The organism is Chamaesiphon sp. VAR_48_metabat_403, from assembly GCF_031422475.1.
Lineage (GTDB): Bacteria > Cyanobacteriota > Cyanobacteriia > Cyanobacteriales > Chamaesiphonaceae > Chamaesiphon.
Genome location: NZ_JANPLS010000463.1, coordinates 1 through 10,733, shown reverse-complemented (window position 1 = coordinate 10,733; position 10,733 = coordinate 1). Strand labels below are relative to the sequence as shown.

General features: G+C 46.8%; 12 protein-coding genes and 1 tRNA gene. 10 read left to right on the top strand and 3 right to left on the bottom strand.

The window, feature by feature from the left end; genetic code table 11:
• Both RMO79_RS22425 and RMO79_RS22420 read left to right on the top strand, forming a co-directional pair.
• On the top strand, positions 1–138 hold a 138-nt coding region (locus RMO79_RS22425), incomplete at its 5' end, for a TrmH family RNA methyltransferase (protein WP_310485487.1).
• Positions 139–326: 188 nt separating this feature from the next.
• Positions 327–1,325 (top strand): GntR family transcriptional regulator, encoded by a 999-nt coding sequence (locus RMO79_RS22420; protein WP_310485485.1) that lies wholly within the window; start codon positions 327–329, stop codon positions 1,323–1,325.
• Between the two features lie 68 nt (positions 1,326–1,393).
• Here the strand turns inward: RMO79_RS22420 and fba are convergent, their stop codons facing one another.
• The 3 genes from fba to RMO79_RS22405 all read right to left on the bottom strand — a co-directional run bounded on the left by fba (position 1,394) and on the right by RMO79_RS22405 (position 3,716).
• Positions 1,394–2,470 carry a class II fructose-bisphosphate aldolase gene (fba, locus tag RMO79_RS22415; protein WP_310485484.1) on the bottom strand — a complete coding sequence of 359 codons (1,077 nt, stop codon included), beginning with the start codon at positions 2,468–2,470 and terminating at the stop codon, positions 1,394–1,396.
• A gap of 237 nt (positions 2,471–2,707) precedes the next feature.
• A tRNA-Lys gene (locus RMO79_RS22410) sits at positions 2,708–2,779 on the bottom strand.
• Positions 2,780–2,846: 67 nt separating this feature from the next.
• Positions 2,847–3,716: an aldose epimerase gene (locus RMO79_RS22405; RefSeq protein ID WP_310485483.1), complete on the bottom strand. Its 870-nt coding sequence runs from the start codon at positions 3,714–3,716 to the stop codon at positions 2,847–2,849.
• A 222-nt stretch (positions 3,717–3,938) separates the two neighbouring features.
• Here RMO79_RS22405 and RMO79_RS22400 point away from each other — a divergent pair, with 222 nt between their 5' ends.
• From RMO79_RS22400 to RMO79_RS22365, 8 genes are all read left to right on the top strand, one after another.
• On the top strand, positions 3,939–4,076 hold the full coding sequence (locus RMO79_RS22400) for a hypothetical protein (RefSeq protein WP_310485482.1): 138 nt from the start codon (positions 3,939–3,941) through the stop codon (positions 4,074–4,076).
• A gap of 134 nt (positions 4,077–4,210) precedes the next feature.
• Positions 4,211–4,513 carry a DUF6679 family protein gene (locus tag RMO79_RS22395; protein ID WP_310485481.1) on the top strand — a complete coding sequence of 101 codons (303 nt, stop codon included), beginning with the start codon at positions 4,211–4,213 and terminating at the stop codon, positions 4,511–4,513.
• A gap of 164 nt (positions 4,514–4,677) precedes the next feature.
• Complete coding sequence (locus tag RMO79_RS22390; RefSeq protein WP_310485480.1) at positions 4,678–6,033, top strand: hypothetical protein; 1,356 nt, start codon at positions 4,678–4,680, stop codon at positions 6,031–6,033.
• Between the two features lie 143 nt (positions 6,034–6,176).
• Positions 6,177–6,455, top strand: coding sequence for a GlsB/YeaQ/YmgE family stress response membrane protein (locus RMO79_RS22385; RefSeq protein WP_295618452.1), 279 nt, complete (start codon positions 6,177–6,179; stop codon positions 6,453–6,455).
• Between the two features lie 377 nt (positions 6,456–6,832).
• A complete protein-coding gene (locus tag RMO79_RS22380; RefSeq protein ID WP_310485479.1) occupies positions 6,833–7,282 on the top strand; it encodes a hypothetical protein in 450 nt (149 codons plus the stop codon).
• A gap of 236 nt (positions 7,283–7,518) precedes the next feature.
• On the top strand, positions 7,519–7,863 hold the full coding sequence (locus RMO79_RS22375; RefSeq protein ID WP_310485478.1) for a hypothetical protein: 345 nt from the start codon (positions 7,519–7,521) through the stop codon (positions 7,861–7,863).
• Positions 7,864–8,038: 175 nt separating this feature from the next.
• Positions 8,039–9,559, top strand: coding sequence for an aminotransferase class I/II-fold pyridoxal phosphate-dependent enzyme (locus tag RMO79_RS22370; RefSeq protein WP_310485477.1), 1,521 nt, complete (start codon positions 8,039–8,041; stop codon positions 9,557–9,559).
• Between the two features lie 182 nt (positions 9,560–9,741).
• On the top strand, positions 9,742–10,497 hold the full coding sequence (locus RMO79_RS22365; RefSeq protein WP_310485486.1) for a response regulator transcription factor: 756 nt from the start codon (positions 9,742–9,744) through the stop codon (positions 10,495–10,497).
• Positions 10,498–10,733: the final 236 nt, after the last annotated feature.

The following is a 10,733-nucleotide window of genomic DNA, read 5'->3' as shown; positions in this document are numbered from 1 at the left end:
GGCGCGGGTTTGAGCGCAGATTTGGCAGCATTAGCCGAACTTCAGGTCAAAATTCCGATGTCGCCAACGGTAGAATCATTAAATGTCGCCACCGCCGCCGCGTTGATGCTGTATGAAGTCCGCAGACAAAGAAGTTGATTTAGAGCCTCAATCGCGAAATTAGTCGAGTTGGGGTTGAAGTTTAGTTATATCGGCGGTGCTGTGACGATCGCAAAAATTCGATCGATACGAATAGCCTCTTGCCGTGAGGGTATGCTGAGAGCATCAGACAAAATAATTATAAATTTCTGCCAACTGTTAAAAATCGACTGTCAAGTAATCTACCGATGCAATTCCACATTCAAACTGATAGCGAAATTCCCGTATCCAAACAACTATACGATCAGATGTTGTTTGCGATCGCGTCTCGGCAATTTTCCCCCGGACATCGATTGCCAAGTACCCGTCAATTAGCCATGCAAACAGGATTGCATCGCAACACGATCGGTAAAGTATACAGTCAATTAGAAGGCACTGGCTTAGTCGAATCCGTCCCTGGTTCGGGTATATATGTCAAGTCATTGGGGCATGAAAGCAATCATCTGATTGCGAACGAGCGGATCGATCCGAGTCTTTCCGCGCTCGATTTAGTTTCTCAGAGCCTCAATACCTTGCTCGCACAAGGTTATTCGCTCAATCAAGCCCGCGAATTATTTTTAACTGAAATCGATTGGCGGTGGCGGTGTAGTGCGAGAGTATTTGTAACTGTCCCCAGAATCGAAACAGGTGCGGGCGAGTTAATGCTCCAAGAGTTACAACAATCGCTAGGTATTCCCGTGCAGCTTGTCACCCTAGAAAAATTGGAAGCACAACTGGCGCAATCATTAGCAGCGACAGTCGTTACCAGTCGCTATTTTATTAGTAGCGTGGAGGCAAAATTAGCGGGTAGCGAAGTCATTTCACCGCGATCGATCCGCGTGATTCCTGTAGACTTACAAGACTACGAAAAAGAGCTAGCCTTGGTCAAAACTCTCCCCAAAAATAGTTATGTTGGGATAGTCAGTCTCAGTGCGGGAATTTTAGCCGTCGCCGAAATGATGGTACACAGTATGCGTGGCGACGATTTATTAGTCATGGCATGTCAAACCAAAGACAACTATAAACTCAATGCCACGATCCGCCGCGCTCATACCATTATCAGCGATAAAGCCAGCCTGAATATCGTCCATCAAGCGATCGAAGCTGCTGGCGATGACTTGATTAGGATTCCGCAAGTTGTCGAAAGCGAAAGCTATATCGGCTTGAAATCGATTAATTTGCTCAAACGCGAACTAGGGTTAGTTTAATTAAATCTAAACCCGACCTCTATTTAAAGAAATCGGGTTGAGATTTTAACCTACTTTAGTGGAGTCAATTAGACGCTAACAGTCACTTTAGGAGCTGGGTAAACACCTTTAGCATATTTAGCTGCAAACTCTTCAAGCGATGCAGTTTTAATTTTGCTACCTTGACCCGCACACCAGAACGCAGTGTAACGTTCCGCACATACTTTTTGCATGTACTTAATCGAAGGCTTCATGAAGTGGCGAGGATCGAATTCTTCAGGCTTGCTGAAGAGAGCTTCGCGCACTGCTGCGGTGATGGCGAGGCGGTTGTCGGTATCGATGTTGACTTTACGAACGCCACATTTGATGCCTTTTTGAATTTCTTCTAAAGGTACGCCGTAAGTTTCGGGGATTTTACCGCCGTACTTGTTAATCAGTGCGAGTAAATCTTCGGGTACGGAAGATGAACCGTGCATGACTAGGTGAGTGTTGGGGAGACGGTTGTGAATTTCTTCAATCCGGCTGATGGCGAGAATTTCGCCTGTGGGTTTGCGAGTGAATTTGTAAGCACCTTGGCTGGTACCGATTGCTACTGCGAGCGCATCTACACCAGTTGCTTCGACAAATTGGACTGCTTCATCGGGATCGGTGAGGAGTTGGTCGTGAGACAAAGCACCTTCAAAACCGTGTCCGTCTTCAGCTTCGCCCATTCCGGTTTCGAGTGAACCCAAGCAACCGAGTTCGCCTTCGACACTAACACCGATCGCGTGAGCTACTTCGACGACTTTACGGGTAATATCGACGTTATACTCAAAACTTGCAGGAGTTTTGGCATCAGCTTCGAGCGAGCCATCCATCATGACGCTGGTAAAGCCTTGTTTCATGGCTGAGTAGCAAGTTGCCGCGCTGTTACCATGATCTTGGTGCATGGCAATGGGAATATTGGGGTATGTTTCCACTGCTGCTAGGACTAGGTGACGCAGGAATGCTTCACCAGCATAGTTTCTCGCGCCGCGAGATGCTTGTAAGATAACTGGGCTATCGGTTTCTTGAGCAGCCTGCATGATTGCTTGAATCTGCTCCATGTTATTGACGTTGTAAGCTGGGATACCGTAGCTATTTTCAGCAGCGTGATCCAGCAAAAGCCGCAATGGGACGAGAGCCATTAGAAATTCCTCCTATAAATTTAAATCTTTTATGTTCGATCGTCGATCGCGGGCAATGCCGTTCCAAAGGAAGATCGTCAATTTATGATTCTTAAACTAAAGATACTTTACCAAAGATCTGTTAGTCTTGATACTCCCTGCCGTAAAATTAACTAAAGATTGCTGAACTAGTTGTCAAATAATGCAAAAGGGAGCAGATATTACTACTCCCTAAACTGCTTGTCGATTTTGTGTAGATGGGACGCCCGAGGGTCGAACTCGGGACCAATCGGTTAAAAGCCGAATGCTCTACCACTGAGCTAGCGTCCCATTTGGTCTGAATTAATCAGACCTTTAATAAGATAACACGCCCAATCGAATTTAGGCAAGGATTACTTTAAGCAAACTTGGCGTTAAAAGTCACGTTGCAGTTCAAAGTCTCGCCAGGAGCCACATGCAGTAGATCGATACCTGTGTTGAGGCTATTGCGAGGAGCCGTCCACGGTTCTAAGCAATAAAAGTCTTTACCCTCGACTGTCCAAAATACGACGGTGCGATAGTTAGGACTGGTAGTCATCGTCAGTTTCATGTTTTGCCCAGCATCGTTGACGGTGGCGACATTTGCCTTCACATTGGTAAAAGCAGCATCAATTTCCGCTTGAGTGAAATCAAATTTGCCAGCGAAGGGATGAATCTCACCCGTTTGTTTTTCTTGGTAGCTGTCTGCGGGAATCTCGAAGGTGAGTCGAACTTTATCTGTCGCCAAGAAGTAAGGATGTAAACCCGTACTAAAGGGCATCGGCGTATCGGACTTGTTGGTATAAGTTTGATCGATAACCAAATCGCCACCGCGAATTCGATACGTAAAGCTGACGCTAAAATCAAACGGATAAACTTGACGAGTGTCTCCATTACTTTCGAGTACCACTGTCAAACTCGCATCGGTAGCGGTAGATTGGCTAGTAACTTGCCAAGGTAACTCTCGTGCGAACCCATGTTGCTTGAGTGAGTATTGTTTATCGCCAATCGAGTAAGCATTATCTGGCAAATTTCCGCAAATTGGGAATAAAATGGGAATCCCGCCGCGCACGCTCAAGGTTGGATCGGTAAACCGATCGGCATCTAAATACATTAACTCGCGATCGCCCACCTGCCAACTGGTTGCAATCCCACCACGATCGGGGAAAACAGTTAGAGAGCTGTGGCTATCCGTATCATTTAGCACGTAGATTGGCTCGGTTTGAGGCTGTTTGGTGACGGTAAACATCTAATTTTTGGGGTGGATGGTTGGCAATGGTTGATGGCTGGGCAACGGTTTGAAGCGCGCCTTCCGCCAATACTCGCAGAACTAGTTATCCCGATCGACTTATATAAGCAAATCGACGAGCAAACGGGTATTATAGTTATATAGGCTACACGATCGGCGTTCGCAAAATCTCGATCGAGTAATTCACAGCCCCTGTAGTCAGGCGGCCTATTACCACCAGCAATGACAGACTCGAATTTTGAATCTGATAATTATCGTTTTGTCGAAAGTTATCGCCGTCAGCACAGCTTCGCCACTGAAGCTGCGATCGATACAATCCTCAACTCTTGGGTAGATGCTCGCACTAAGTTCCTCAACTAAACCGTTCGTGAAGCGTGGGCTGTGCCCAATTGCATCTAGTTAATTTTGGGAAAGTTAATCTAATCTTCCTCCCCAGGATTACCACTAGATTTCCACTTCCATCGCCAGATTTATTTGTTTAGGAGAGTTTAACTATGTTACACCGTAAGATCTATCAAATGTGTGAAGATGGTCGGGAAGTATGTATCTTCCTGCGGGATCAACAACGGTGGATCGAACGTGCTCGCATCACCGATATCGAAGGCGATTTGGTCACGATTCGCTACGAGACTGATGAAGATGATGAAGTCTCCTCGTGGGAAGAAATGGTCAGACTGGAAAGTATTGCTTCAATCAGTCAGAAATTAGCCTCTGTCTATCGAGGAAATGCCGAGCCGCTAGTCTCCGATGACTGTCACGAACTAGAACAAATTCGTCCAGCTACTCCTGAAGAGTAACCCTCCCATCTACTAAGGAGTTATTAGCTCAGCTAATAGCTCCTTAGTGCTTTTATAAAGAGGAGGGGTTTTAGGGTAAAGAAAGGGGTAAAGGCTATAGGCTGTAAGTTTTTCTCCTCCCACACATCCCACACATCCCACACATCCCACACCCAGCAATAAATATGTTCGATCCGCTTTTTGCCCGTGCTGGCGTGCTATGGTCGGCAATTATCGACTTTATTCAAACAGATCGGGGCAATATTGCCAGTGGTTTAGCCAGCTTTACAGCTCGACAATTACAGCGTCATCCGCAGCTAGATCCAGGACAACAAAAGTTGCTGATTCATCGATTCGCGATCGAAGGTGAAATCGATGGTAAATCGCCCTTAGACTTATTTCTTGCCAGTCAGCCAAATTTAAGTCTCGAAGATCGTCAGACGATCGCTAATTGGCGGCGGAGCTTTGTCGGATTATTTGCAATCGTCCAAATATTTCCCAATGGCTTAGAAGTAATGAATTGGCTCACCGCCAAGCATTACCGAGTTCAATTTACCGACGAGACATCTCAAACGGCCATGAGCCGCTTAAAAGTTGGCGATCTCATTATCGCGCAACTAAGTCAGATTGTCGGAATTGACTGGGCAATTTTAGCTCCCTGGGTAGCTTTAGGTCGATTGGGCAGACCGAAGTTAGCCGTGGCTGTCGGCACTTTTCGCCAAAATTATCCGCATTATCTCTACAGCGATGCGCCTGACGAATTAGCCGCAGCCTGGGAATCGGTAGCAGTTTACCACGATCGGTTTGTCGAATTTTTTGGGAGCGACGAAATTACCCTCCCAGGCAAACAATTACAAACGCGGGTTGGCGAATTTCAAACCTGGATGCTAGAGCGACAGCTAGAAACAGCCGGAATCGATGGGAATCGCTCTTTAAGTGAAATTGCCACCGATTCGGGGGTTACAGCCGACGAATTGCAAGCTTTGACAACAACGCTCGGTTTACCCGATCCTGGTGCCTCCCAGGGGCAAACAGCCCCATCTGGAAAGATGGTCGCACCCACAGTCGAACTTCCCCAACAGATGCGATCGGCTGCCGCAGTTACCGCGCTCAGTCATCCCTATTGGGGACAGATGTTTTTAGTCGATTATTCCCGACTCAAAAATTTACTTGCATCTGACGCGGCATACCTCCCCGCAGATCTCAACTTTGTCCGCAAATGCTTGGCAGATCCGCAGATGAACGCTTACGTATGGCGGCGATTGGCGATCGAGTTTCCCGAACGGTTACCTCTGGCGATTTCCCTTCCAGAAGGCTTCGCCAACGGGCAAAGCCTAGAACTCCCAAACTTTAATTTGACAACATATCTCAATGCGATATTAACTAAATTTAATAAATATTTAGAACCAGATTTACCCGATCTTGCCAGCGTGCCTATTCACCTCCATGAATTGTTTCAAGCCGCAGTTTTAGAAGTGAGCAAGGACAAATCTAAGCCTAAGTCTCAACCGAAAAAGGGTGGATTTGGCGCAAAAAGTTAAGAATTAATTAACCGCTCAGATCCGCACTAAGCCGATCGGCTAAAATAGGGAAAACCGATCTGCAAGAAGACGATAATCTTCAATTAAACTCGGTAAGATTAAAGTATCGAACTAAACTTTAGAAAGCTGGAGAATTTAACCTCATGAATATTATTGGTTGGGTAGTACTCGGTCTAGTTGCTGGCGCACTCGCCAAAATGATTTATCCCGGTAGTCAAGGCGGCGGCTTGATTGCAACGATGGTACTAGGAATCGTCGGTGCCTTTATCGGCGGGACTTTGTATACACTGGTAACGAAGGGGTCATTTGTGATGGCATCATCAGGAGCCGCAACTGGAGCCTTAATTCCTTCACTGATTTTTGCCGTAATCGGTTCGATGATTGCCATCTTTATTTGGGGTCTAATTACTAGAAATGCGTAGAGAATTGCTACTAATTACCTAGCTAGCTAGATTCAATCCATGCGCGATCGCACTCGATCCGAGTTGCTAGCAAATATCAAGCGATGGCCATCGCTGTAAAAGTCCGCATCGACCAAAAAATCTGGGGTCAGAGTCGCGTATTGACACAAATGCAGGCTCAATAAAGACTCTGAGATTGGCGGTAAATTAGATCGGCACAATTTCATGAATTCCGATCGTTAAAAAATCGAATCATTGCATTTACCATTTTTTCAAACGGCATCCTCATCTCTATTATTAAACCGATCGAGATGAGGATTATCCAAACATTAACGCGGACACCCACAGGGACGAGATCCCCAGATCGAATCTAATCCTGGTAAGATAGAATACTGAGAATGAATCTCGATGTGGAGGGGTGCGATCGCCCAGTCGATCGAGCGCAATCTGGCTTCCAGTCCTATGGAGCGACTTATTTAGTGAACAACAACAGCCCTAATTTTTTTCAAGTCAATCTACCTCCCGTGCAATCCTGGCTGACAATTGTGGCAATTTGTCTGTTACTAGGTAGTTTAGGATTGGGGTGGATCGTCAAATCGGCTCTAATCGTGGTGGGATTGACGATCTTGACCCCCATTATTGGATTCTTAGGCTTTTTCTGGTGGCTGCGGCGCAGTATCATTCAAGCGCAATGTCCGGTATGCACTCAGCCGTTACAAGGCATTAATGGTAGTGAAATTCAGTGTACCAACTGCGGCGAAGTCCTCAAGGTCGATCGAGGTCAATTAGTGCGCGATACGCCACCAGATACGATCGATGTCATCGCAGTGGAAGTAATCCAAGACTAAGATCTGGGTAATAGTCAGTAATTAATTGTGGTAAGGCAATTTTAATTTCTGTATCCTCGCGATCGATAACTCGATTGGCGATCGCCGATAATCGATCGAGCCGCACCAGTTATCCTCCATTCACGCGATCGCCAGAGGCTCGATCGATCTAGACTTAACGATCGGAGCAAAATGCCTTCATTAAGTCACCATCTCCGAGATTAAATCGCGGGCATCATCCAACATCCAAAATCGACATGACTTCTCCAGAACCCCAAAATTGGCAAAACCGCATCCGAGACTTAAAGAGTAATTTCGATCGATCCGTTTCGGGAGGCGAGGATCTCAACCAAATCGATGTCGATATTCCCGACTTAGGAATCGGCGCACTCCAGCGCAGCTATCAACAATTTGTGACCTGGTTTAGCAATATTCCTGCAAGTGGTAAACTACTTGCGATCGCAGGTGGCGGCTTGCTGGGGTTATCGCTAATTAAAACTGTCTTTCAGTTAATTAGTTCGCTAATTACCCTTTCGGTATTTGGTGTCATTTTATACTTAGTGTATCGATTCTGGATTTTACCCAAGAATAATGAATCCTAAATCGATTTTCCCGATCCCGAACTCAGAATCTCTATAGAACCCATTTGAGATCTCCTAGTGGGGGAGGGCGGGTTTGTTCAGATCGAACAGTAAAATCAATGCTGGCTAGCATAAACCCGCCCGTCCCACCAATATCTGTTAGGTCGCTCAAAAGATCTCAAATGGTTTCCATAGCATGGATCGAGTAAATCAGTCTCAAACGCCAATTATCGATGCACTTGAAAAGTGGGTAGTTAAGTCTCACGCGCCTTTTTACACGCCTGGGCACAAACGCGGTGCGGGGATGAATTCCAGTTTAATCGATCGCTGGGGCGCAGATGTGTTGAAGTGGGATTTACCAGAACTACCAGGATTAGATAATCTCCACGCACCCACAGGCATCGTCGCCGCCGCTCAGGCTCTAGCTGCCGATGCTTTTGGCGCGCAGCAGACATGGTTTTTAGTCAATGGTTCGACAGCCGGAGTCATCGCGGCAATTTTGGCAACTTGTGGGATGGGGGAGAAGATTATTTTGCCGCGCAATATGCATTCCTCCGCCATTGCAGGTGTGATTCATGCGGGTGCGGTGCCGATTTTTATCGAGCCAGAATACGATCGAGAGTTGGATATAGCCCACAGTATCGCACCATCGGCGATTAAATGCGCCCTAGAGCAACATCCCGATACGAAGGCTGTGATGGTAGTTTATCCTACTTACTATGGTGCGTGTGGCGATCTAGCTGCAATTGCGGAGATCGTCCACAGTTACCAGATTCCGTTATTGGTGGATGAGGCGCATGGCGCGCATTTGGGCTTTCATGCCGATCTGCCACCTGCGGCGTTAAGTGTCGGTGCAGATTTGACGGTACAATCGACGCATAAGTTATTGGGTGCGTTAACTCAATCGGCGATGTTGCATGTCAACAGCTCTCGGATCGATGTCGAGAGAGTGAGTCGATCTTTACGGTTATTACAAACAACTAGTCCGAGCTATTTACTATTAGCTTCTCTAGATGCCGCACGCCAACAAATGGCATTACACGGCGAAGAGTTGATGGTAAAAACAATCGAATTAGCCAACATTGCGCGGGCGCGAATCGATCGAATTGATGGACTTTCGACACTTAAATTAGATCGCCCGACACCGGGCTGGAAATATCTCGATCCGACGCGCTTAACCGTGACAGTTACGGGATTGAATCTGACTGGATTTGAAGCAGACGAAATATTGACTAATTTAGCAGAAACTCATCACCAGGTAGGGTTTGGCATCGTTGCTGAGTTACCATCGATCCGACATTTGACATTTATTATTAGTTTAGGAAATACGATCGCCGATATCGATCGATTAGTTGCCGGATTGACGCAATTAGCCAGCAATTACGATTCTCATTCTGAGAGGCTACGCCAACGCCATCGACAGCTCGATTTAACCTCGATCGCACCACCTACTCACATTGTTACCGAGATGGCAATTACCCCGCGCCAAGCAGATCGAGGTTATCATATTAGCGTACCATTCGATCGCGCCATTGGCAAAATTAGTGCCGAATCAATTTGTCCTTATCCACCTGGAATTCCAGTCTTAATTCCAGGCGAAATTATTACGCCGCTCGCCCTGAGCTACTTACGACAAATCCTCGATCTTGGCGGAGAAATTGGTGGGTGTAGCGATCCGACTTTAGAGATAATTAGAATTGTTGTCGATCGAACGTAGCCCAGAGATTGCCATTCTAGATCCCATATTTCAGAAAAATGTAGTATTGCGATCTCGGCGATCGCCTGCTAATAATAATGTAGCTACAAAAACTTTTGTCCCCCGATCGTACAGCCTAAATACTTATTTAAAGACTCTCGGTTAAAAAATCATTTTCCGATCTTTTTTCATTACTTGTGATGATGCTCGCACTCAACATGTCGAACCACTCTGCTATCGGGCAACTAGGCACCGTCACCAATCGGATTTTAGTAGTAGAAGATGAAGAATCGATTAGGGAACTGCTCGTGATGGGATTGGAAGAGGAAGGCTATGAAGTAGTTGCTGTGGCAGATGGACATAGCGCACTCACTCAATGTCAAGCCGCCACTCCCCAACTGCAAGAATTTCCCTTCGATTTAATTATTCTCGATTTGATGCTGCCCAAAGTCAGCGGCTTAGATTTATGTCGATTTTTACGATCCCAAAATAATCACGTCCCAATTTTAATCGTCAGTGCCAAAACCACCGAAACCGATCGGGTACTAGGTTTAGAAGTTGGCGCAGATGACTATATCAGCAAACCCTTTAGTATGCGAGAGTTAGTCGCGCGCTGTCGCGCGCTGTTGCGTCGCCATCGCCTGAATGTAGCTGCCGATCCGCCAACCATTCAATTTCAAGAGATCGTACTTTATCCTGAAGAATATCGAGTAGTTGTACGCGGTATCGGCGTGAATCTCTCGCCTAGAGAATTTAGGTTACTAGAGCTATTTATGCAGAACCCTCGCCGAGTATGGGATCGAGAACAATTGCTCGATCGCGTCTGGGGCATTGACTTTATCGGCGATCGCAAAACCGTAGACGTTCACATCCGCTGGCTGCGCGAAAAACTCGAAATCGACCCCAGCCAACCACAATATATTACCACCGTACGCGGCTTTGGTTATCGATTTGGCTAGGCTTTAGGCTTTAGGCTTTAGGCTTTAGGCTTTAGGCTTTAGGCTTTAGGGGTAAAGGGAAAAGGGTAAAGGGTAAATAAATATCTCCCAGTCTCCCAGTCCCCCAGTCTCCCCGTGCCCCCGGACCCCGGGGCCCCCCCCCCCCCCCCCCCCCCCCCCCCCCCCCCCCCCCACCCCCCAGAGAGGCCGACAAAAAACAGTAAAGAATAAGGTGGGGGGAGAGGGGGGGGGGGGGG

What these genes read in the sequence shown, in the direction of transcription:
- RMO79_RS22420 (WP_310485485.1), top strand. Translation starts at nt 327, where the DNA reads ATGCAATTCCACATTCAAACTGATAGCGAAATTCCCGTATCCAAACAA.
- fba (WP_310485484.1), bottom strand. Translation starts at nt 2,470, where the DNA reads ATGGCTCTCGTCCCATTGCGGCTTTTGCTGGATCACGCTGCTGAAAAT.
- RMO79_RS22405 (WP_310485483.1), bottom strand. Translation starts at nt 3,716, where the DNA reads ATGTTTACCGTCACCAAACAGCCTCAAACCGAGCCAATCTACGTGCTA.
- RMO79_RS22400 (WP_310485482.1), top strand. Translation starts at nt 3,939, where the DNA reads ATGACAGACTCGAATTTTGAATCTGATAATTATCGTTTTGTCGAAAGT.
- RMO79_RS22395 (WP_310485481.1), top strand. Translation starts at nt 4,211, where the DNA reads ATGTTACACCGTAAGATCTATCAAATGTGTGAAGATGGTCGGGAAGTA.
- RMO79_RS22390 (WP_310485480.1), top strand. Translation starts at nt 4,678, where the DNA reads ATGTTCGATCCGCTTTTTGCCCGTGCTGGCGTGCTATGGTCGGCAATT.
- RMO79_RS22385 (WP_295618452.1), top strand. Translation starts at nt 6,177, where the DNA reads ATGAATATTATTGGTTGGGTAGTACTCGGTCTAGTTGCTGGCGCACTC.
- RMO79_RS22380 (WP_310485479.1), top strand. Translation starts at nt 6,833, where the DNA reads ATGAATCTCGATGTGGAGGGGTGCGATCGCCCAGTCGATCGAGCGCAA.
- RMO79_RS22375 (WP_310485478.1), top strand. Translation starts at nt 7,519, where the DNA reads ATGACTTCTCCAGAACCCCAAAATTGGCAAAACCGCATCCGAGACTTA.
- RMO79_RS22370 (WP_310485477.1), top strand. Translation starts at nt 8,039, where the DNA reads ATGGATCGAGTAAATCAGTCTCAAACGCCAATTATCGATGCACTTGAA.
- RMO79_RS22365 (WP_310485486.1), top strand. Translation starts at nt 9,742, where the DNA reads ATGCTCGCACTCAACATGTCGAACCACTCTGCTATCGGGCAACTAGGC.